Source organism: Acinetobacter calcoaceticus (assembly GCF_900520355.1).
GTDB lineage: Bacteria > Pseudomonadota > Gammaproteobacteria > Pseudomonadales > Moraxellaceae > Acinetobacter > Acinetobacter calcoaceticus_C.
This window is the reverse complement of record NZ_LS999521.1, coordinates 2,173,856-2,195,599: the sequence shown is the minus strand read 5'-3', so window position 1 is coordinate 2,195,599 and position 21,744 is coordinate 2,173,856. Positions and strand designations below refer to the sequence as shown.

The window sequence follows — 21,744 nt, the reverse complement described above, 5'->3', positions numbered from 1 at the left end:
TATATTAGGTATTACTTTTAAAGTTCTCTAAAAGTAGAACATAAACAAAGAAATGCTTCTAATTTCGCTCAGCAGATAAGACTTTATTTGAATAAAGAGCCCTTTTTTGAATGAGTTTTTACTTAAATAGAGTAAAAAAATTCAAATCTGCTTGAAGTGGCACTTGATAAAGTTGATACAGCACTCATTAATAATAAAGCATGTTTGTTTTTATCGAGTTAAAATCAAATGTACTCTAGTATTGCAGACTCTTGTTGTTACGATTGCTTATGTTAATTTTTACAAATTAGATGGAACAATCGGAGCGAAGAGGAATGCTTAGTCCTTATTTGTAACTTAGATAAGGTTAGGTCGAATAAAACTGCAATGAATTTTCTTTTTGAGATAGATAAAGTTTTAAATGAATTTACTTCTTATTGTAGTTCTGGGTGCGATTGTTGAAATTGCCGTATGGATTGGCGTAGCACAGTTCATCAGTGGCTGGTATGTGTTCTTTTGGTTCATTATTGCTTTCTTTATTGGTTTTGGGCTTATTCGTAGAAGTACTGCGGGTATTATGCCTCAATTACAGCAAATGCAAATGACAGGCCAGCTAGGTAGTGATCCAACAGTAACTAAAAAACTTGCTTATGCTTTTGCAGGTTTCTTATTAATGCTACCAGGTCTTGTATCTGATATTTTGGCTGTTTTAATTTTGATTCCTGGTGTTCAAACTGCATTTCGTAATATAGCGATGAGAACTCTTGCAAAACGTCAGCAAGCTATGATGAATAAAATGATGGGTGGCATGGGCGGTAATGCTTCGGGACAAAACCCATTTGCTGATTTAATGCGTCAAATGCAAGATATGCAGAATCATCAGGGTAGTAGTCAAGGTCAATACCATGATTCAAACATTATTGACGGTGAAGCACGAGACATTACTCCAGACCACAAAAAAATAGAACATAAGAATAAAGACTAATAAATGTGTTGTGAAAAAGCTTAAACCTCATGGGTTTAAGCTTTTTTTTATTTTTAAAATTATTGTTTATTCTGGCAAACTGAAGTAGATGAATCAATATTTTCTATTTCTGATTTATTTTCTTCTTGTGATTTCGACTGCGGTTGATATTTATTTGAGGGTAGAGCAGTTTGCTTGTTTTCAGATTGTTGATAACCTCGACTTCGGTTCGCTCTTTCGCGAAAGCCACCTTTATTAATAAGCTTTGTATGTGACATGCATTTGCCTAGAATGTGAGATTATTCGCTTATTTTAACAAATTCGGTAAAATATCAAAATAAGAAAAATAGTGCTAAAAAAATAATATTTAACTTATCTTTTTGTATTTTAATGAAATTTTTAAATTGACTCAATTGTTCATTCAGATTGAATTATCTTTTCATTTCACATAGGATAAATATAAAGGATGTATAAATTAAAAATGTAGCAAACCTATTAAAACAACAACGGTTGAAATGAGGGAAGGAGGGTTACCTATGCTATATCAATACCATTGTGCGTGTTGTGACAAAGTTGTGGCATCAACTGATAAATCATGTCCATATTGCGGTTCGCAACATATTCGAAGCCCATATGGTTTGTGGATGTTTTGTGTGATGGCCTGTCTAGCGGTTGTCGTCGTATTTAAAGTTGTCCATATTTATGTCCAGAACCATCAAGATACGCCAATGCAGTCAACATTACTTGATGTGCTAAATCAGGATGATAAAACGACAAGGCAATAATTTTGTTCAAAGTTACAAATGATATGGCATCAAGGATGGTTGCTAGAAGAGTAAACCCTACATACTAGAAAATTTTAACTATAAAAAAACCCGCTCATTGGCGGGCTTTTTTATGAAATTCTATTAGAGGCCAGCAGCATCTTTAAGAGCTTCAACTTTATCAGTTTTTTCCCATGTAAATGCAGTGTCTGATCCTTCGCGACCAAAGTGGCCATAAGCCGCAGTTTGTTTATACATTGGCTGAATAAGATCCAACATACGAGTAATACCAAACGGTCTTAAATCGAAATGATCACGTACAAGTTGAATAATTAACTCATCAGAAACTTTTGCTGTACCAAAGGTATTAATTGAAATTGAAGTAGGTTCTGCTACACCAATTGCGTAACTCACCTGAATTTCACATTTGTCAGCTAGACCCGCAGCTACAATATTTTTTGCAACATAACGACCTGCATATGCAGCAGAACGGTCAACTTTAGATGGATCTTTACCAGAGAAAGCACCACCGCCGTGACGAGCCATACCACCGTATGTATCAACAATAATTTTACGACCTGTTAAACCACAGTCACCCACAGGTCCGCCAATAACGAACATGCCAGTTGGGTTAATATGGAATTTAGTAGCAGCATGGAACATTTCAGCAGGAATGATCGGCTTGATAATTTCCTCAATGATCGCTTCTTTAAGCTGGCTTTGAGTAATTTCAGGATCATGTTGAGTAGACAAAACGACTGCATCTAAACGTACAGGCTTGCCATTCTCATATGCAAAAGTAACTTGGCTTTTTGCATCTGGGCGTAACCATGGAAGTGCGCCTGAGCGACGAAGTTCAGCCTGACGTTCCATTAAACGGTGAGCATAAGAAATCGGAGCAGGCATTAACACATCTGTTTCACGGCTTGCGTAACCGAACATCAAACCTTGGTCACCGGCACCTTGATCTTCAGGTTTTTGACGATCTACACCTTGTGCAATCTCAGGTGATTGTTTACCAATCATATTGATTACAGCACATGTCGATCCATCAAAGCCAAGATCAGAGTGGTGATATCCAATACCGTTAACGGTATTACGAACAACAGCTTCAACATCAATATTAGCAGTCGTTGTTACTTCACCAGCAAGTACAACAGCGCCTGTTTTTACCAGTGTTTCACAAGCAACACGTGCGTATGGGTCTTCTTTTAAGATTGCATCCAAAATAGCGTCGCTAATTTGGTCGGCCATTTTATCGGGATGACCTTCGCTTACAGATTCCGAGGTAAAAACAGCGTACTCGCGCATGAAAGTCCTATCTTGGTTATTTCAAAAGACATAATATGTTACATCGACTTGAGCTTGAGGACCAGTTCATACTGACCAAAAAGCATGAATTTGTTTCATTTATACTGTGTTTTAATTGATAAGTGTATTAGTAAAATTGATATAAAGAGTGTTTAGTTAAAGTATTGGTATTTTAATAAGTTGTTATTAGTGCATTTTTTAGACATATGACTTAACAAAAAGATTATGTCCTACAAGCTAGACTCTAAAGAAAAGAAACATGATTGAGCTAGATAGATATTTCAAAATATTTTACCTATATATCAAAGTCTAATAGAACTGCCTGCTCGCATATTTGAGTAGTATTTAAGAAAATAATCACTGTTTTATATAACTTAAAGATCTAAATGTTTTTTGTGTAACCAAGAAACGATTAAAAATAAAGAAATATACCGTGTTGGGGTTTACCCTCAGCCCTTTTTTTAAGACAATATAGCGGCATTGAATTGTTATTCATCTTCTTCTTTTCATCAATCTATTAAAATTGGATTCTGATCTTATGACGACCCCTTTAAACGAACGTCGTATTGCAAATGCAATTCGTGTATTGGCAATGGATGCTGTGCAACAGGCAAACTCAGGGCATCCTGGTGCTCCAATGGGGATGGCAGATATTGCTGACGTCGTCTGGCGCGAGTTTTTAAATCACAACCCAACTAACCCACAATGGGCAAACCGCGACCGTTTCGTTTTATCAAACGGCCATGGTTCAATGTTGCAATACGCTTTGCTTCATTTAACAGGTTATGATCTTTCAATTGAAGATTTAAAACAGTTCCGTCAATTGCATTCTAGAACTCCGGGCCATCCTGAATATGGTTATGCGCCGGGTATAGAAACAACGACTGGTCCTTTAGGTCAAGGTATTGCTAATGCTGTTGGTTTTGCATTGGCAGAAAAGACTTTAGCTGCCCAGTTCAATAAAGATGATTTAAAAGTTGTAGACCATTTCACTTACTGTTTCTTAGGTGATGGCTGTTTAATGGAAGGTATTTCTCATGAAGTATGTTCTTTAGCAGGTACTTTACAACTTGGTAAATTGATTGCTTATTATGATGATAATGGCATTTCAATTGATGGTGAAGTAGAAGGCTGGTTCAGCGATGATACAGAAGAGCGTTTCAAAGCCTATGGTTGGCAAGTTCTTCGTGTAGATGGTCATGATGCTGATGCGATTCGTCAAGCAACAATCGAAGCAAAAGCTGAAACTCAAAAACCAACCATTATTATGTGTAAAACCATTATTGGTTTAGGTTCACCAAATAAGCAGGGTAAAGAAGACTGTCATGGTGCACCATTAGGTAAAGATGAAATTACTTTAACTCGTGAAGCATTAGGCTGGAAAGAAGAAGCATTTGTTATTCCTTCTGACGTATATGCTGCATGGGATGCGAAAGCAAAAGGTACTGAATCTGAAGCAGCTTGGAATGCAGTATTTGCACAGTATCAAGCAAAATATCCAACTGAAGCAGCTGAGTTACTTCGTCGTATTAGCGGTGACTTGCCAGCAGAATTTGCAGCGCAAGCAGATGCATTCATTCGTGAAACAAATGCGAAAGGCGAAACAATCGCAACACGTAAAGCGAGCCAAAACACATTACAAGCATTTGGTCCTTTATTGCCTGAATTGCTAGGTGGTTCTGCTGACTTAGCGGGTTCTAACTTAACGCTTTGGAAAGGTTGCCAAGGCATTCAAGAAAACCCAGCTGGTAACTACGTATATTATGGCGTACGTGAGTTTGGTATGACTGCAATTGCCAATGGCGTTGCATTGCATGGTGGTTTTGTTCCTTACGTTGCAACATTCTTAATGTTTATGGAATATGCGCGTAATGCAGTACGTATGTCTGCATTGATGAAACAACGTGTAATTCATGTTTATACACATGACTCAATTGGTTTGGGTGAAGATGGTCCAACTCACCAACCAATCGAACAAATTGCTTCTTTACGTGGTACGCCTAACCTAAATACATGGCGTCCTGCTGATACTGTAGAAACTGCTACTGCGTGGAAATCTGCTTTAGAGCGTAAAGATGGCCCTACAGCACTCATTTTCTCTCGTCAAAACTTACCATTCCAAACACGTTCTGAAGAGCAAATTCAAAATGTTGCAAAAGGTGGTTATGTTCTTGCTCAAGAAAAAGGCGAATTAAAAGCAATTATTATTGCAACTGGTTCTGAAATTTCTTTAGCAATGGAAGCTTATGCTCAACTTGACGGTGTACGTGTAGTTTCTATGCCATGTGCAGAAGAATTTATGAAACAAGACGCTGCATATCGTGAAGCTGTATTACCAGCTCATATCCGTGCGCGTGTTGCTGTTGAAGCTGCTCATGTTGACTACTGGTGGAAGTTTGTTGGACTTGATGGCAAAGTAATTGGTATGACAACTTATGGTGAATCTGCACCAGCAAAAGATTTGTTCCAATTCTTTGGTATTACAACTGAAGCTGTTGTTGCAGCAGTAAAAGAATTAACTGCTTAAATATCAAATTAGTGTAAAAAAGCGCTCCATAGGGAGCGCTTTTTTATATCTGAAAGGTTAAATGCTAAGTTCGGTTTGAATATTGATTTGTGAAGTGAGTAACTTATGAATAGGACAGTTCTCAGCAACTTTTAATAAACGCTTGTGTTGATCTTCACTGAATTCACCTTTGAGCGTGATTTTGCGTTCAATATTATTTTGACCTTTCTCCGGTTCACCATTTGGGTTTAATACTAAATCAACTTGAACATGATCAAGCTTAATACCTTTAAGATTCGCATACATCTCTAATGTGATGGTGGTACAAGCGCCTAAAGCAGACAGTAAGATTTGAACTGGGTTTGGAGCAGTATCTAGACCACCTTTGTCTGTAGGTTCATCAGCAAACCATTGGTGGCCCGAAGGGTCGGTAAGAGTTACTCGATATGGAGTGGAAGTACTTTGTGCTTGAGCAGTATTAGCCATGTTTTACCTTTTTATTGATCAATAAAGTCGAAATAAAAACGAATTAATTTGAAAATTCGGAAACGGTATGACAATACCGATATTTTATAATATTGTTTTTAAATAATAACTGTAACGCTTTTATTGTTGCATGGATGAAACATATCGTTTTATAAAGAATAGTGAATTAAATTACTTGATGTATACACTAACGACTATATCAATAAAGGATACGAAAAATGCATCTTAAAACATTAAGCTTCGGTTTGGCAGTAGCATTGGCTAGTTCAGTTACTTTAGCTGCGCCAGTGGACTACAAAATTGATCCAACACATACAGCTACTGTTTTCTCGTGGAATCACTTTGGTTTCTCTACTCCAAGCGCTAACTTCTCGGATATCCAAGGTGTAATTAAAGTTGATAATGCTAAACCAGCAAATTCATCTGTAAATGTGACTATTCCTTTAAGCAGCGTAAATACAAACGTTCCTGCTTTAGATAAAGAGTTCCAAGAAGAAGCTTGGTTTAATGCTGCTAAATATCCAAATATCACGTTTAAAAGTACTAAAGTTGAAACAAAAGACAAAAAACACTTTAAAATTACTGGTGACTTAACGGTTAAAGGCGTAACTAAGCCTGTGGTACTTGACGCTGTTTTAAACAAGCAAGGCGAACACCCAATGGCAAAAGTTCCAGCAATTGGTTTTAATGCTACAACTTCGTTCAAACGTTCTGACTTTGGTTTAGGTAATTACGTTCCAAACGTGGGTGATAAAATCACTGTAAATATTACAACTGAAGCAACAGTTGATAAAAAATAAGTTTTAAGTTTTCTAAAAGCCCTCATATTTGAGGGCTTTTTTATTAAATTGGTTCTTCTTTATCTGGATCTATAAATACTAACGGTACTGAAGGGTCAATATTCCTTTTTTCAGATTTTTCTCTAAGGAATTGGTAAGTAGGGACTTTCATTTTTGCCTGCTCGCGTAGTTTCTTTTTAATGTAAAGTACAAGAGCAAAACATGTCGTTGCAACAGTGAGCATCATACCATTCATATAGCTCATAATTGAGCTTACATAACCAATGGTCGTTAATCGATGCATCATACGTTCGACTTGGGTGCTACTTTCAACGCCGGTAATTGCCCAACTACATAAATGTTCACAGTTATTAATAATCAGATGATAGTGGTTTTCATTCATGCGTGAACGCATTCGGCGCACGACAGCTTTTCCTTTATAACGTGGCGTGTCATAAGAGCGAACATGTATTTTTTTGCCATGCGAGAATGTATCTATTGAAGTGATTTCAATCGGTCGTTTTTTGATGAAATGCGCTAAGCCTGAATAATGGATAACTCGACCTCTCCCTGCATAGATACCATGATGGCTATAGCCGAGATGCTTTACAATGAGGTGAGCCCCTAAAGGGTAGAGCTTATTTGGTTGTTGCATGCTTACGCTGATCCAATAAAGTGTAAATGGCTTTTATTGAAAAGCTGCTCATCATTATAACCAAGATAGACATTTTCGAGTGTATTGATTACGTCGAATGGATGAGTTTGGTACATATCCAATTATAATTGTGTTTATTGTATCTAATTTAAAGATTTAATATGAAGAAAAAATGTCATGTATGGTGGTAGTAAATGAAATAGTTGATGTGGTGCTTAACTATATATGGGCTTCTGATTCAGTCTGTCTATGCAATAGAACACCAGCAAGTTAAAACAGCGGAAGGCGACCAATATGATGTGGTTGCAATTAGCAATTTAAAACAGTTACGTTTGTTTCTTAAGAATTCTAATAATCAACAGTATTACAAAAGCTTTAATAGTGTGCAGGAACATTTAAAGCAATGTGAGCGACTTTCTTTTGCAATGAATGCAGGAATGTTCCATCCGGGATTTTCTCCAGTAGGGCTGTATGTTGAACGAACTAAGGTGATTCAGCCACTAAATAAAAGTAAAGGATTGGGGAATTTCTTTTTACAGCCTAATGGCGTGCTAGGTTGGAATAAAAAACAGGCATTTATTTTAACAACGCAGCAATATAGTCGACGAGATTTTAACGTTGATTATGCGACGCAATCTGGACCGATGTTAATTATTGATGGAAAGATAAACTCCCTTTTTTTACCAGATTCTCAATCAAATAAAATTCGTAATGGGGTCGGAATTCGGAATAATAAACTCTACTTTGTAATATCAAAGAATAGCGTGAGTTTTTACAAGTTTGCTCATTTTTTTCAAAGAAATCTTAGGGTGGAGCAGGCTTTATATCTGGATGGTTCTATTTCTAGTTTATACGTTCAAAAAGACAAACGTAATGATCAACAATTTGCAATGGGGCCAATTGTTGGTTGGGTAGATCAGACAGATTGTCGCTTGAAGTGAAATATAAAAAAGCCAGTACAAGACTGGCTTTTTTTATTAGTGAATAGATGGTTTTTGAGTGAGTTCATTCAACTCTTTTCGGCTATAACCACGGGAAATAAGAACTTTCTTTATTCCCTTAATGACATCTTCATCTGTTGCTAGTGCAAGAGCACTTAGAAGTTGTTCATTTGTTTTACATGAGCAGTCATTTTCAACACAAGCAGTTTGGTTCTTATGCTCGTTATGCTGTTGATCTGCCAAGAACAGCTTTTGCCAAAAACTCATAGAGCCTTCATATACAATCTAACATAGCTCGAAATATAGCCAATCTAAAATAAAATACAAGTCTCTATAAGTGATAAATCGACCAATTGAACTCAAGAATTTTCGATAGGAATGCTCGAGTTAAACGAAATTATGACGAATAGATGACTTGATATTTTTTGAAAATTTAATTACTTAGATGAAAAGGCTATAAAAAATAAGGAGGTATATAACCTTCTTATTTTTAGCATTTACAATGAAAGATTTTGTTTAAATCTTCTCAAGTAATACACCTGATTCAACATGATGGGTATAGGGGAACTGATCAAACAAAGCGAACTTGCTAATACGATGAGTTAAACCTAATATTTTTAAGTTCTCATACAGTGTATCTGGGTTGCACGAGATATAAATAATACGCTCAAAACCTTGTAGCAATTTTAAGGTTTCATCATCAATCCCTGCGCGTGGGGGATCAACAAATACGGTATCAAAGTCATAACTTTGAATATCAATATTCGCTTCTTGTAAGCGGCGGAATTCACGTTCACCTTGGTAGGCTTGAGTAAATTCTTCGGCTGAAAGACGAGCAACCTGAATATTATCAATCTGGTTTTGCTCAATATTCCATTGAGCTGCATAAACAGAAGACTTGGCAAGTTCGGTTGCTAAAACACGTTCGAACTTTAATGAAAGTGGAAGGGTAAAGTTCCCATTGCCACAATAGAGTTCTAATAAATGCTTTTTAGATCCTTCAGCAGCATCACAGGCCCATTGCAGCATTTTTTTGCAAACCTCTGCATTAGGCTGAGTAAAGCTACTTTCAATTTGCTTATATTTAAATGAACGGCCTAATAGTTCGAACTCTTCAACAACAAAGTCATCACCAATAATAATTTTCTGGCCACGACTACGACCCATAATTTTAATATCTAACTTCTCAGCAAGCGCTTTAGCTGCTTGTTCCCATTCCTGATCAAGCTTACGATGATAGATTAATGTAACTAACATTTCACCGCTAAGAGTTGCTAAAAAATCAGCTTCAAATAAACGTGCGGAAAGTTTAGGCTCTGCTTTAAGTTCTTCTAAAAGCCTTGGCATTAAATCATTAATGCTTTTATCAGCAATAGGGAATTCGTCTATGCGGACAACAGTTTTTTGCTTGTCATCATCATTACGTTCAAACATTGCATAGAACATATCATGATCTGTATGCCAGATTCGGAACTCAGCACGCATCCGGAAATGTTGTTCAGGTGACTTAAACACTTCTAATGCAGGTGGTGTATATTCAGAAAATTGCGCAGTAATGCGATCAATTTTAGTTTGAAGTTGTTGACGATAAGAAGAGGTCATAGACAAAGAAAAATTGGACAGAATCAAATAGTGAATGGTATCAAAAAAAACGGGGTTACAGGAGCCAATTTTAGCCCGATATTATTAAGGAGCGAGCATAATCTAAAATGAAGAGCTTTTTAGAACATGGCTAATAAAATCTGATTTTATTGTTCTATATTGATCGGGATCTAAATGACTACATTGTAATTTTAATTGATTATATTCGTTGACCAAGGTTGGAGAGACCATAAGCTTATCTCTAAAGGTTAAGAAAAATATGAACTCCGAATGAGATGTCACTATTTGAAAAGCAACTTCATCATTGTTGAGTGATTCAAGCATACAAAGTTCATGTGTTCTTAGCGTATTTTGCTTTTCGATAAAGTTAAGTGTTTTTAACTGTTCAATTGCAAAGTCGCATTGCTCAGGCATAACTTCAATATAAATATCGAGATCACCCTTTGAAATTGCATTAGGAATTGCAGATGAACCAATATGCTCAATTCTTGCAAGAGGTAAAAGAGTAGAGATATCTTTTTGATAGGAATTAAAAAGTTGGGCGCATTTTTGTTGATATTGTTCGGGTTCTAAAAAATCATGATTAGATTCTCTAAGAGATAAAATTTATATATTTAAGAATAGATATACTTCAGTATATAAAAAAGCCCAAATACTAAGATTTGGGCTTTTTTTGAAAAAGTTATGCGTTAATCAGTCATTGTCATTAAGCTTGCGTTACCACCAGCCGCAGCTGTATTCACACTAATTGCACGTTCAATTACTAAACGCTCAAGTGGAATATTCTCATTTGGCTCAACATGTGTAATACCTACAATTGCTCCAGAACGAGTAGCCACTTCTTGCTGTAATGAGAAGATTTCTTCACGGTTACCGTGATGTAAAACTGCATCAAAAGCATCTGATGCGATGTTTTTGACCGTAGTAATTGCAGCAAGCACATCTTTTGGTAAAGTTTGTTTATATTTTGCCAAGAGTGGGCTGTTCGGCATTACCGCCGCTTGACTACCAACTGCAAAAATTGCGAGCAATTGATGTAGTTGGTTTTCTTCTGTGTCAGCAATAGAAAGAACTCGATGACGCGGCAAAATAATATATTGGTTACTTTCCCCAGTAGGACCTTGTAACTCATAAAACTTACCAACACCAAATGGTTCAATGTCGCGATTTGCCTGCGGTAAATGCTGTTTCGCCCAATTTTGTAAGCTCTGATAAACCTCACGGTTAAAGCCTTCAAAAGCAGTTTGCTCAGTCTTCATGGCAAATGGTGTTGCCAATACTTTGTTTGAACACTGCTGCATTAAACGATACATGTAAAGCGGACCACCAGCTTTCGGACCTGTACCCGATAAACCTTCACCACCGAATGGTTGAACACCAACAACAGCACCAACAATATTTCGGTTGATATAAAGGTTACCAACTTCCGCATGTCGAATTACTGTTTGGATCGTTTCATCAATACGCGTATGAAGACCCATTGTTAAACCATAACCTTTGGCATTAATTCGCGAGATGAGCTGTTCCAGTTCACCATACTTATAGGTAATGATGTGTAAAACTGGACCAAAGACTTCACGTTGTAAGTCATCAAGGTTAGGTAACTCAATTGCTGTTGGTACAACAAAAGTTCCTTTATCTAATTCATTTTTGCTCGTTGCACCAAACATTAGCTGATGTACTGGATAGCCCTTAGACTTCATTTTTTGGATGTGCTGATCAATTGTCTGTTTTGCTTCATCATCAATAACAGGTCCAATGTCAGTTTTCAAAATCGCAGGGTTACCTACGATCAACTGTTGCATTGCACCTTTAAGCATTTTTACGACACTTGCGGCACTATCTTCTTGCACACATAAAATACGTAAAGCAGAGCAACGTTGACCAGCGCTATCAAAAGCTGAACTAACAACATCAAGTACAACTTGTTCAGTTAAAGCTGATGAGTCCACAATCATTGCATTTTGACCACCAGTTTCCGCAATGAGAGGAATGGATTGGCCATTTTCAGATAAGCGTTTTGCAACGGTTTTCTGTAAAATCTTGGCAACTTCAGTTGAGCCAGTAAACATGATGCCATCGATACGATTATCTTGGCTAAGCTGAGCACCAACTGTTTCACCACGACCAGGAAGTAGCTGTACAGCACCATGTGGAATACCAGCTTCCCATAAAATTTGAACTGCTTGAGCTGCGATTAATGGTGTTTGTTCAGCGGGTTTAGCAATAACACAGTTACCACTGCCTAATGCAGCTGCAATTTGACCCGAGAAAATTGCAAGAGGGAAGTTCCATGGACTAATACAAAGTACAGTACCTAAAGACTGAATTTTTGTATTTGTAGGAAGGTTCTCAACTTGAGTTGCATAGTAACGTAAGAAATCTACAGCTTCGCGAACTTCTGCAATCGCATTTGCATATGTTTTACCACTTTCACGACTTAGCAGAACCATAAGTTCTTGCATACGACCTTCCATAAGCTCTGCTGCACGTTTTAAGTACTGAGCGCGCTGATCTTTAGACGTAGTGGACCACTCAGATTGAGCTTGCTCAGCTGCATTAAGTGCAATTTCAACATGCTTAAGATCAGCTTCTTGCACATGCCCAACAATTTCATCATTTTGTGCTGGGTTTGTAATTGCAATGGAATGACCTTGCTCTAATGTTTCTGTCGTTGCCAATAATGGATGACTTTGCCAGATACGATTACGGAGTTGTTGAGCTGTATTGTCGAGTGCTGAAAGCGGTTCGTCATTTGCTAAATCATAGCCTTTAGAGTTTTTACGGAGTGATCCATACATGTCTAAAGGTAAAGGAATTGATGGATGCTTTAAACCGACCAAACCTTCAAGTTTAGCTGCGTTACGAATATCATAAATTGGAGATCGAATGAGATCTTCAACTTTAAGCGTCTTGTCTGCAATGCGGTTAACAAATGAAGTATTCGCACCATTTTCAAGTAAACGACGAACTAAGTAAGCCAACAAAGTTTCATGGTTACCAACCGGAGCATAAATACGGCATGGCACGCCTAATTTATTTTGCTCACGTGGGCCAACGACTTGTTCATAAAGTGGTTCACCCATACCATGCAAGCATTGGAACTCATATTGACCAGCATAATATTTGCTTGGGTCAGCTAAATGATAGATCGTTGCCAATGTCTGTGCATTATGAGTTGCAAATTGCGGATAGATATAGTCAGGTGCAGCAAGTAGCTTTTTAGCACAAGCAATATAAGATAAATCTGTATGTACTTTACGGGTAAAGACAGGGTAGTCATCCATACCATCGATTTGAGCTTTCTTGATTTCGCTATCCCAATATGCACCTTTCACGAGGCGAATCATGAGACGTTTTTGGCTACGTTTCGCAAGGTCAATAATATAATCAACTACGAAGAAACAGCGTTTTTGATAAGCTTGAATGACAAAACCGATGCCTTTCCAGTCTGCAAGTTCCGGCTCAAAACAAAGACGCTCAAGCAACTCAAGAGAAATCTCTAAGCGCTCTGATTCTTCGGCATCAATATTTAAGCCAATGTTGTATTGTTTAGCCAAACGCGCTAACTCAAAAACTTTGCCGTAAAGCTCTTGATGAACACGTTCAATTTGCGCACGTTGGTAACGAGGATGTAAAGCAGAAAGCTTAATGGAAATACCTGGGCCATCGTAAACGCCTTTACCGTTAGATGCTTTGCCAATTGCATGAATGGCTTGCGTATAATCGTTAAAATAACGTTCAGCATCATGTTCGGTTAAAGCAGCTTCACCCAACATGTCGTAAGAATAGCGGAAACCTTTGTCTTCCAATATTTTTGCATGGTCAACGGCTTCTTCAATGGTTTCACCAGTAACAAATTGTTCACCCATCATACGCATTGCAACATCGACTGCTTTACGAATAATGCCACGGCCACTACGCGCTAATAAGCCAGTAAGTACACTTGATAGACTAGTTTGCTTTGGCGTTTCCATGAGTTTGCCAGTCAGCATAAGGCCCCATGCAGCAGCATTTACAAACATTAAGCTGCTTTGGCCAACGTGTTCTTTCCAGTTACCTTGATTGATTTTATCTCGAATAAGCAAATCACGTGTTGCTGAGTCTGGAATACGAAGCAAAGCTTCAGCAAGACACATTAACGCCACGCCTTCTTGAGAAGAAAGAGAGAATTCTTGTAATAACCCTTGAACAATTCCAGCTTTACCCGAAGAAGTTTTACGTTCACGTAAATTATGGGCAAGATTAAAAGCAAGATCATAAATTTTATGATCTAAATCGTCAGATACAGCCGCAGCTTGTAATAATTCTTCTACAGCTTCTGGTTCCGCACGTCGCCAAGCTGTATTAATGCGTTGTTCAAACTCACTTTTATCGTTGAATTCGGTGATATAGCCTTGGTGAGATTTATCCATTTGATGAAAAGTATCCATTGTGTTCATATCTGTGTCCGCCAACTAGCTCTCATACTATTTATCTTGAGTAGAGAGGTTTAGATAATTTATCATTACAGAAGAAACACCGAATAACTCACTATATTTAGCCCATTTTTTAGAGGAAAATTCAGATGAATGGCCCATTATTAAGCCTTGATCGCACTGATTTAAAAATTTTGGATATTCTTCAAACAGATGGGCGAATTTCTAACAGTAAATTAGCCGAACTTGTGAACTTATCACCAACCGCTGTTATGGCTCGAGTGCAAAAATTAACGAAAGATGAATTCATCTTGGGATATGAGGCTAAGTTAAACCCTGTCAAATTAAATGCTAATTTTCTGGTATTTGTTGAGATATTACTGGATAAAACGACACCTAATGTTTTGGATGAGTTTATTGATGCTGTGGTGCACTATCCAGAAATTGTGGAATGCCACATGGTAAGTGGAGGCTTCGATTTTTTAATTAAATTACGAAGTGGAAGTATGGAAGAATTTAGACGTATTGCAGGACAAGTGCTATGGCAGTTACCTGGGGTAAAAGAAACCCGGAGTTACCCAGTGATGCAGGCAGTGAAAGATACTTCAAAAATTAAAATCAAAACTAAAAATAAATAAAGGGGCCGAAGCCCCTTTATTTATTTAGATGGTTTTATACGCTTTCTTTGTAGAGTTCATCTGCTTTTTCAAAGCGTCCAGTTACTGTTGAATTTGGCGCTTTAGTTAAAAGACTAACAACAATGATGCTGATAAATGCAAGGATAAAGCCAGGAATAATTTCGTAAACACCAGTGTCTGCGAAAAGATTTTTCCAGCCAATAACCACAACTGCACCAACGATCATACCCGCTAAAGCACCTTGTAAATTCATACGTTTCCAGAACAATGACAAGATGATAAGTGGACCAAATGCTGCGCCGAAGCCGGCCCATGCATAAGCAACAAGACCAAGAACCTTACTGTCTGGGTTGCCTGCAAGAAAAATTGCAAGAACTGCAATTGCAAGAACCATGAGACGACCAACCCATACAAGTTCTTTTTGAGATGCATTTTTACGAAGGAAGCCTTTGTATAAATCCTCAGTTAAAGCACTTGAACATACCAAAAGTTGACAGCTTAATGTGCTCATAACAGCAGCTAAAATTGCAGCCAAAATGATACCAACAATCCATGGATTGAATAAAATTTTAGTCAATTCCATAAATACAGTTTCAGGGTTTTTGCTTACAACTGCTGCTAACTCAGGGTGTTGTTCAAAATAAGCAATACCGAAGAAGCCAGCACCTACAGCACCGATTAAGCATAAAATCATCCATGTCATACCGATACGACGAGCAGCAGGAATAGATTTTACTGAATCAGCCGCCATGAAACGTACAAGGATGTGCGGTTGACCAAAGTAACCGAGACCCCAAGCCATGGAGGATAAAACTGCTACTACACCAAAATCCGAGATGAGATTAAACGCATGCGGACGAGCAGTTTCAATGAGGGTAACGAAATGAGTTGTGTCACCGATCGCAAGGTAGGTCACGATTGGAGTTAACAACAGAGCAAAAATCATCAGGCCAGCTTGAAAAGTATCCGTCCAGCTAATTGCTAAGAATCCGCCAACACAAACATAACTGATGGTCGCAATAGCACTGAGCCAAATTGCAGTGTTGTAGGACATTCCGAATAAATTTTCAAACAAACGTGCGCCAGCTACCATGCCTGAAGCACAGTAAATTGCGAAGAAAACTAAAATAATAACCGCCGAAAAGATACGAAGTATTTTTTTCTGGTCATCAAAACGGCTGGTAAAATAATCTGGCAGAGTTAATGCATTATTTTGTATTTCAGTATGAACGCGTAATCGACCAGCAACCAGTAGCCAGTTAAGCCAAGCACCGATAATTAGACCAATTGCAATCCAAGCTTCAGATAGACCAGAAAGATAAATCGCTCCTGGTAAACCCATGAGTAGCCAGCCACTCATGTCTGATGCGCCTGCGGATAATGCAGTAACGAAACTGCCTAAACTACGACCACCAAGAATATAATCTGAGAAGTCGCTTGTAGCACGGTAGGCAAATAAGCCAATAAGTACCATTGCTAAAATGTACACCATAAACATGATGAGGGTGGGATCAAAATAACTCATGATGGATGTGTGTCCTTATATCCATAATCCGTGATTGTAACCTAATCCAGGTCGCTGTTTTCTTGTACGGCATTCAAGAGGTTGAGATTCAACCACAAAAGAATTTTTTTGCTCTGTTATCTTTGTATTGTATTTTTGTATCTTTGTGTAAGTTAGTGTAATTTAGATTACAAACTTAAAAAATATATTATTTATCATTTGGTTATAAATTTTTTAATATTTTATTTTTTTAAATTATTCTAAGAAAAATAAGTTTTATAAAAAATAAATCCATTTTTATTTATAAAAAGGGTGGTAGGCAAAATTTTATTGCCGAAAATTAAAACAAAATTAGAGAATTCGACAAAATTTTATCCAAAAAATAATAATTTTTATTCAAATTAAATTTATTTAGTCCTTAAAAATTGCAGTCATTTGGTTAAATTTTCAAAAAGTTGATGCATGCCTTGAGTGGCTGACAACTTTAACAATTCGTATTGTTGAGGAACACGTACATAATCTGCTTTTGGATCTATATAATAAGCTTTACATTGAGCTGAAATTTCATGCACTAAACCAGCAACAGGATATACGCTTAATGTTGAGCCGATTACAATAAAAACATCTGCACTTTGCACTAATCTAATTGCGTCTTCATAAGCAGGTACAGCCTCTCCAAACCAAACAACGTGTGGACGAAGGGGGTAGCCATCTGGGCAAATGTCACGATCTAAATCTAATTCCCAACCATTAATGTCATAAAATCGAGTTGTGAATTGTGCATCTGGCCCTGAACTTTTTGATAAACGAATGTTTCCATGCAAATGTAAAACGTTGAGACTTCCCGCACGCTCATGCAAATCATCAATATTTTGAGTAATAACCTGTACGTCAAAATAATCTTGTAGTTTGGCAATATATTGATGAGCTTTATTGGGTTGAGATTCTAAAATATTTTTACGTCGTTCATTATAAAAACGTTGAACTAAAGCAGGGTTCTTTTCCCACGCCTCTGGTGTAGCAACTTGTTGAATATCATAATTTTCCCATAGACCATTACTGTCACGAAAAGTGCTAATTCCACTTTCGGCACTCATACCCGCGCCAGAGAACACAACAAGTTTTGTCATATACGTCACCGAATCAGATAGCTGACTTTAAATTAGCTGCATAAACAAAGAAAAAAAACCAGCTTAAATCTAAACTGGTTTTTATTAAATCTTGAAAACAATACCTATCTTATAGGCCAGCTTCATATTCTGCATTTGTTAAAAGTTTTTCAACATCTGCAATATTGTCTGGTTTGATTTTATAAATCCAGCCTTTACCATATGGATCGTCATTTACAAAATCAGGATCATCTTCAAGGTCGGTATTTACTTCTACTACAGTGCCTGAAACAGGAGCATGAATGTCCGAAGCAGTTTTCACTGATTCAACAACTCCAGCTTGTTCGCCAGCTGTAACTTGACGACCAACTTCAGGAGTTTCGACGTATACCAAATCGCCCAGTTCATCTTGTGCGTGGTCAGTAATCCCTGTAATAACAAGATCACCTTCAATTTTTACCCACTCATGTGTACGTGCATACTTCAGTTCCGAAGGATGATTCATGATAACTCCTTAAGCTTGTGTCCAATAGTTTTAAACATTATAAGTATGGGTCTTTACGCCAGTTGCTCGGACTGCGGCCGCTCCAGCGTTTAAAAGCACGGCTAAAATTTGCAACGTCCGAATAGCCAAGTTCGTCTGCAATCTGTTCAAGACTATAATCTGTACGGGAAAGCAGAGATGTTGCATGCCGATAGCGTACTTCATCAACTAATGTAGAAAATGAAGTTCCTTCTGCTGCCAATTGACGTTTGAGGGTGCGATCCGACATATGTAGGTATTCTGCTACATTTTCAATGCTTAAGTAATGTTGTTCCGAGTTAGTTAAAATATCGCGAACTCGCATTGCTAAACGACGGCGCTCACCCAAAGCAGAAAGTTCAGATTCACACTGATTAATGGCAACTTGACTGGCGATTGGATCTGAATTAATTAATTTAAGTCCTAAATATTTTTTATCAAAACTTGAAATTAAATGGGGTTGGTTAAAGCGAATCGTACTACTTAACTTACTTCTATATTTCTCGAAACCTTCTGGCTCTGCGAAATCTAAATCTACATCACCAGCTAAATCTTCAATACCAGTCATGGCTTTCGCCATGCTCATAATGCCAATAGTTAGACCTAAAACAATTTCTGTTCGCAAAGGTTCTAGTTCAATATCACATTGTAATTGTAAGGTCGCCTTGGGCCCAAAAGTTGAGAAATATAATTGTAAAAAGGGTAAGCGTAGTTGAATAAAGCGTGCTGCGAGAGCAATTGCTTCGGTAATATCTTTGGCTGTCATAATTGCATAGCCAATAAAACCATGAATTGAAATACGCATTTGAGTACCAAGATGGTAACCCAAAGTAGTTTCACCAGTTAGATTAAGCGCGTGTTTAACCAGTTCATTCGCTAATGGTGTAGAAATACGATAGTCAGGGTCAGCTAGTTGCTCGCTGGTAAGATGAAATGGAGCAAATAATGTTTCATCGTTGTATCCCCAACGTGAAACGACATCTAATAGCAATAGGCCATAGACACCCGGAATACCCTGATCTTGACGAGCTGAGGTAATTTTCATATGCGTTCCATTGCTCTCATCAATTTTTTACATGCATTTCTTACACATTTTGTCATGAAATATAATCTGAGTTTATAAAAACTGTTAGACAATCATATCAACCATTTTTAAACATTTTTTTAAAGACAACAATTTTTGTTGTTGAAATAAGTAAGACATCCCCATGTTGATTTAAGGCTTGTGTAACGTAACTTACAATACCACGATCTAATTTTGTTTTGGATGGGGTAATAGCTGAAATTTCAGTTTCAACATGAATTCTATCACCCGGTCGGGTGGGGCGTGGCCACCGCAAACTCGACTCTGAACCGATCAAACCGCCATGAATAGGCATGCATTCTGTCCATAAACGCATAGTGATGGCAGAAGTGTGCCAACCACTGGCAGCAATCCCCTGAAAAATAGGATCATGCTTAGCCTGTTCTTCATCTGTGTGAAATGGTTGAGGATCATAAGAATTTGCAAATTTTTTGATTTCATCTAAGGTGATTTCATATTCACGGCTAATGAAACGGTCACCAATTTTCAAATCTTCTAAATAAAGCATTAATCTTGACCCTGTAAAACTTTTTGTTCAAACAGGAAGCCGCCTGTTTGACGTTTCCATAATTGTGCATATATTCCATTTTGAGCAATTAACTCTTCATGTGTTCCTTGCTCAGCAATTTTTCCTTCATCAAGAACAATTAAACGGTCCATTTGTGCAATAGTAGATAATCGGTGTGCAATTGCAATAACAGTTTTATCAACCATAAGGTCATTTAAACTTGACTGGATAGCCGCTTCAACTTCTGAATCTAATGCACTAGTGGCTTCATCTAAAATCAGAATAGGTGCATCTTTTAAAAATACGCGTGCAATAGCAATACGCTGTCTTTGACCACCAGAAAGTTTTACACCACGTTCACCTACTTGGGCGTCATATCCATTACGACCTTTTAAATCTACCAGTTGAGGTATAAATTCAGTGGCTTTTGCTTTGTTTACAGCATTTTCCATGTCGGCATCAGATGCATCTGGACGTCCATATTTAATATTTTCAGCCACTGAGCGATGTAATAAAGAAGTATCTTGTGTCACTAAGGCAATATTCGCTCTTAGACTATCTTGAGTCACATCTTCAATATTTTGCCCATCAATTAAAATTGCACCTTGCTTAAGATGATAAAAATGTAAAAGCAATTGAATAAGCGTAGACTTTCCGGCTCCAGAGCGTCCAACAATTCCTATCTTTTCACCTGCTTTAATATGTAAGTTGAAGTGATCAATCACATTTTTATTGTTATAAGCAAAGCTTACATCTTTAAATACAATCTCGCCTTGGGTAACGTTAAGCGTTTTTGCATCTGGTTTGTCTTGAATATTGATTTTTTTACCTAATGTTTGCATACCATCTTGAATGGTTCCAACATTTTCAAATAACGCGGACATATGCCACATCATAAATTCAGCCATACTATTCAGCTTTAAAATCATGGCAGTAGTCGCTGCAATTACGCCTAATGCTGCTAGACCTTGAGTCCATAGCCAAACTGAAGTACCAATAACGCCAATAAATAAAACGGCGGATAGCATGTTGATACTTATTTCAAAAAGAGTGCCTAAACGCATCTGAGCATAGACTGTTGTCATAAACTCTTTCATTGATGCTTTTGCATATTGGCTTTCACGTCCCGCATGAGCAAACAATTTAACAGTTTGAATGTTGGTATAAGCATCGGTGATACGGCCAGTCATAACTGATCTAGCATCGGCTTGCTGTTGCGAAACTTTACTTAAACGGGGGATAAAGAACCATGCGCTTAATAAAAATAAAGTTAACCAAACCAAAAGTGGTATTAACAAAATTGGTGAAATTGCCCCAAGAACAATGCTAATGGTAATAAAGTAAATAGCGACGTAAGCCAACATATCGCCCAAAATAATCCAGAATTCACGGATTGCCAGAGCCGTTTGCATCACTTTTGCAGAAAGTCTTCCAGCGAAGTCGTTATGGAAAAAATCTAAGCTTTGTTTTAATAAAAGATTATGGAAACGCCAACGTAAACGCATTGGAAAAGTGCTATATAAAATCTGATGTTTAACAATAGATTGAATATTTACAAAAAAGATGTTGGTAAATAAAACACCAATTAGAAGGAGTAAATCAGTCGTGTGCTGACTTAAAAAACTTTCAGGATGACTTTTACTTAACCAATCTACGAGTTGTCCAATCTTTGAAAAAAGTAAGGCTTCAAAGCTTGCCGCACCTGCTGTAAAAAGAATAAGTAAGAATAAGTAAGGGCGTAAGCCTTCCGTTGCTTGCCATACAAATGGAAAAAAACGAGTTGGTAAAGGTTCATCCAGACCTTTTGTTGGGTAGGGATCTACAAGTTTTTCAAACCACTTCAGCATGAATTACTACCTTTAAGACAAAAGCCACTTAATTAAGTCTTTGCAATTAAATTTATAAAAAGTCAGTTAGATCAAGATCACTTAAGTTTCCGATCTTTTGAATATGTGCAAATACACATGAACTGA

At 37.4% G+C, this 21,744-nt stretch carries 20 protein-coding genes; 6 read left to right on the top strand and 14 right to left on the bottom strand.

The features are described 5' to 3' along the window. Positions 1-400: 400 nt before the first annotated feature. A complete protein-coding gene (locus tag AC2117_RS10500; protein WP_133973916.1) occupies positions 401-964 on the top strand; it encodes an FxsA family protein in 564 nt (187 codons plus the stop codon). Between the two features lie 59 nt (positions 965-1,023). Here AC2117_RS10500 and AC2117_RS10495 read toward each other — a convergent pair whose 3' ends face one another. Beyond that, on the bottom strand, positions 1,024-1,221 hold the full coding sequence (locus tag AC2117_RS10495) for a hypothetical protein (protein WP_133973914.1): 198 nt from the start codon (positions 1,219-1,221) through the stop codon (positions 1,024-1,026). Positions 1,222-1,479: 258 nt separating this feature from the next. Between AC2117_RS10495 and AC2117_RS18920 the strand changes: the two genes are divergently transcribed. Further along, positions 1,480-1,728, top strand: a complete 249-nt coding sequence (locus AC2117_RS18920) for a hypothetical protein (protein WP_016138343.1) — start codon at positions 1,480-1,482, stop codon at positions 1,726-1,728. A 123-nt stretch (positions 1,729-1,851) separates the two neighbouring features. Here AC2117_RS18920 and metK read toward each other — a convergent pair whose 3' ends face one another. Further along, positions 1,852-3,018, bottom strand: coding sequence for a methionine adenosyltransferase (gene metK / locus AC2117_RS10485; protein ID WP_016138342.1), 1,167 nt, complete (start codon positions 3,016-3,018; stop codon positions 1,852-1,854). A 538-nt stretch (positions 3,019-3,556) separates the two neighbouring features. Between metK and tkt the strand changes: the two genes are divergently transcribed. Next, positions 3,557-5,545, top strand: a complete 1,989-nt coding sequence (tkt, locus tag AC2117_RS10480; protein WP_133973912.1) for a transketolase — start codon at positions 3,557-3,559, stop codon at positions 5,543-5,545. 57 nt (positions 5,546-5,602) lie between these two features. Here the strand turns inward: tkt and AC2117_RS10475 are convergent, their stop codons facing one another. Continuing rightward, a complete protein-coding gene (locus tag AC2117_RS10475; protein WP_045432773.1) occupies positions 5,603-6,010 on the bottom strand; it encodes an OsmC family protein in 408 nt (135 codons plus the stop codon). A 218-nt stretch (positions 6,011-6,228) separates the two neighbouring features. On the opposite strand from AC2117_RS10475, the gene AC2117_RS10470 reads away from it, so the two are divergent. Then, entirely contained in the window at positions 6,229-6,810 is a 582-nt protein-coding gene (locus AC2117_RS10470) for a YceI family protein (RefSeq protein ID WP_133973910.1), read from the top strand. A gap of 43 nt (positions 6,811-6,853) precedes the next feature. On the opposite strand, the gene AC2117_RS10465 is transcribed toward AC2117_RS10470, so the two are convergent. Next, positions 6,854-7,444 (bottom strand): lecithin retinol acyltransferase family protein, encoded by a 591-nt coding sequence (locus tag AC2117_RS10465; protein ID WP_133973908.1) that lies wholly within the window; start codon positions 7,442-7,444, stop codon positions 6,854-6,856. Between the two features lie 206 nt (positions 7,445-7,650). On the opposite strand from AC2117_RS10465, the gene AC2117_RS10460 reads away from it, so the two are divergent. Next, the gene (locus tag AC2117_RS10460) at positions 7,651-8,385 is read left to right on the top strand and encodes a phosphodiester glycosidase family protein (protein WP_133973906.1); all 735 of its coding nucleotides are present in this window, start codon (positions 7,651-7,653) and stop codon (positions 8,383-8,385) included. Positions 8,386-8,421: 36 nt separating this feature from the next. On the opposite strand, the gene AC2117_RS10455 is transcribed toward AC2117_RS10460, so the two are convergent. From AC2117_RS10455 to putA, 4 genes are all read right to left on the bottom strand, one after another. Continuing rightward, positions 8,422-8,652: a hypothetical protein gene (locus AC2117_RS10455; protein ID WP_003651412.1), complete on the bottom strand. Its 231-nt coding sequence runs from the start codon at positions 8,650-8,652 to the stop codon at positions 8,422-8,424. A gap of 249 nt (positions 8,653-8,901) precedes the next feature. After that, complete coding sequence (gene trmA, locus AC2117_RS10450; RefSeq protein ID WP_133973904.1) at positions 8,902-9,987, bottom strand: tRNA (uridine(54)-C5)-methyltransferase TrmA; 1,086 nt, start codon at positions 9,985-9,987, stop codon at positions 8,902-8,904. A 102-nt stretch (positions 9,988-10,089) separates the two neighbouring features. Then, entirely contained in the window at positions 10,090-10,593 is a 504-nt protein-coding gene (locus AC2117_RS10445) for a GrpB family protein (protein ID WP_133976312.1), read from the bottom strand. 83 nt (positions 10,594-10,676) lie between these two features. Next, the gene (gene putA / locus AC2117_RS10440) at positions 10,677-14,429 is read right to left on the bottom strand and encodes a trifunctional transcriptional regulator/proline dehydrogenase/L-glutamate gamma-semialdehyde dehydrogenase (RefSeq protein ID WP_197730902.1); all 3,753 of its coding nucleotides are present in this window, start codon (positions 14,427-14,429) and stop codon (positions 10,677-10,679) included. 125 nt (positions 14,430-14,554) lie between these two features. On the opposite strand from putA, the gene AC2117_RS10435 reads away from it, so the two are divergent. Further along, positions 14,555-15,043 (top strand): Lrp/AsnC ligand binding domain-containing protein, encoded by a 489-nt coding sequence (locus AC2117_RS10435; protein ID WP_042896550.1) that lies wholly within the window; start codon positions 14,555-14,557, stop codon positions 15,041-15,043. Positions 15,044-15,077: 34 nt separating this feature from the next. On the opposite strand, the gene putP is transcribed toward AC2117_RS10435, so the two are convergent. The 6 genes from putP to AC2117_RS10405 form a co-directional block, all read right to left on the bottom strand. Further along, complete coding sequence (gene putP / locus AC2117_RS10430; protein WP_133973901.1) at positions 15,078-16,568, bottom strand: sodium/proline symporter PutP; 1,491 nt, start codon at positions 16,566-16,568, stop codon at positions 15,078-15,080. A gap of 410 nt (positions 16,569-16,978) precedes the next feature. Next, positions 16,979-17,686: an SIR2 family NAD-dependent protein deacylase gene (locus AC2117_RS10425; protein ID WP_133973899.1), complete on the bottom strand. Its 708-nt coding sequence runs from the start codon at positions 17,684-17,686 to the stop codon at positions 16,979-16,981. Positions 17,687-17,786: 100 nt separating this feature from the next. After that, positions 17,787-18,161, bottom strand: a complete 375-nt coding sequence (gene gcvH, locus AC2117_RS10420) for a glycine cleavage system protein GcvH (RefSeq protein WP_042896546.1) — start codon at positions 18,159-18,161, stop codon at positions 17,787-17,789. A gap of 37 nt (positions 18,162-18,198) precedes the next feature. Continuing rightward, the gene (locus AC2117_RS10415) at positions 18,199-19,224 is read right to left on the bottom strand and encodes an AraC family transcriptional regulator (protein ID WP_133973897.1); all 1,026 of its coding nucleotides are present in this window, start codon (positions 19,222-19,224) and stop codon (positions 18,199-18,201) included. A 97-nt stretch (positions 19,225-19,321) separates the two neighbouring features. After that, complete coding sequence (locus tag AC2117_RS10410; RefSeq protein WP_133973895.1) at positions 19,322-19,771, bottom strand: MaoC family dehydratase; 450 nt, start codon at positions 19,769-19,771, stop codon at positions 19,322-19,324. Next, entirely contained in the window at positions 19,771-21,618 is a 1,848-nt protein-coding gene (locus AC2117_RS10405) for an ABC transporter ATP-binding protein (RefSeq protein ID WP_042896542.1), read from the bottom strand. The genes AC2117_RS10410 and AC2117_RS10405 overlap by 1 nt, the downstream gene beginning before the upstream one ends. Positions 21,619-21,744: the final 126 nt, after the last annotated feature.

Excerpts from the sequence above, each read along its gene's own strand:
- AC2117_RS10500 (WP_133973916.1), top strand. The coding sequence starts at position 401 with ATGAATTTACTTCTTATTGTAGTTCTGGGTGCGATTGTTGAAATTGCC.
- AC2117_RS10495 (WP_133973914.1), bottom strand. The coding sequence starts at position 1,221 with ATGTCACATACAAAGCTTATTAATAAAGGTGGCTTTCGCGAAAGAGCG.
- AC2117_RS18920 (WP_016138343.1), top strand. The coding sequence starts at position 1,480 with ATGCTATATCAATACCATTGTGCGTGTTGTGACAAAGTTGTGGCATCA.
- metK (WP_016138342.1), bottom strand. The coding sequence starts at position 3,018 with ATGCGCGAGTACGCTGTTTTTACCTCGGAATCTGTAAGCGAAGGTCAT.
- tkt (WP_133973912.1), top strand. The coding sequence starts at position 3,557 with ATGACGACCCCTTTAAACGAACGTCGTATTGCAAATGCAATTCGTGTA.
- AC2117_RS10475 (WP_045432773.1), bottom strand. The coding sequence starts at position 6,010 with ATGGCTAATACTGCTCAAGCACAAAGTACTTCCACTCCATATCGAGTA.
- AC2117_RS10470 (WP_133973910.1), top strand. The coding sequence starts at position 6,229 with ATGCATCTTAAAACATTAAGCTTCGGTTTGGCAGTAGCATTGGCTAGT.
- AC2117_RS10465 (WP_133973908.1), bottom strand. The coding sequence starts at position 7,444 with ATGCAACAACCAAATAAGCTCTACCCTTTAGGGGCTCACCTCATTGTA.
- AC2117_RS10460 (WP_133973906.1), top strand. The coding sequence starts at position 7,651 with ATGTGGTGCTTAACTATATATGGGCTTCTGATTCAGTCTGTCTATGCA.
- AC2117_RS10455 (WP_003651412.1), bottom strand. The coding sequence starts at position 8,652 with ATGAGTTTTTGGCAAAAGCTGTTCTTGGCAGATCAACAGCATAACGAG.
- trmA (WP_133973904.1), bottom strand. The coding sequence starts at position 9,987 with ATGACCTCTTCTTATCGTCAACAACTTCAAACTAAAATTGATCGCATT.
- putA (WP_197730902.1), bottom strand. The coding sequence starts at position 14,429 with ATGAACACAATGGATACTTTTCATCAAATGGATAAATCTCACCAAGGC.
- AC2117_RS10435 (WP_042896550.1), top strand. The coding sequence starts at position 14,555 with ATGAATGGCCCATTATTAAGCCTTGATCGCACTGATTTAAAAATTTTG.
- putP (WP_133973901.1), bottom strand. The coding sequence starts at position 16,568 with ATGAGTTATTTTGATCCCACCCTCATCATGTTTATGGTGTACATTTTA.
- gcvH (WP_042896546.1), bottom strand. The coding sequence starts at position 18,161 with ATGAATCATCCTTCGGAACTGAAGTATGCACGTACACATGAGTGGGTA.
- AC2117_RS10415 (WP_133973897.1), bottom strand. The coding sequence starts at position 19,224 with ATGAAAATTACCTCAGCTCGTCAAGATCAGGGTATTCCGGGTGTCTAT.
- AC2117_RS10410 (WP_133973895.1), bottom strand. The coding sequence starts at position 19,771 with ATGCTTTATTTAGAAGATTTGAAAATTGGTGACCGTTTCATTAGCCGT.
- AC2117_RS10405 (WP_042896542.1), bottom strand. The coding sequence starts at position 21,618 with ATGCTGAAGTGGTTTGAAAAACTTGTAGATCCCTACCCAACAAAAGGT.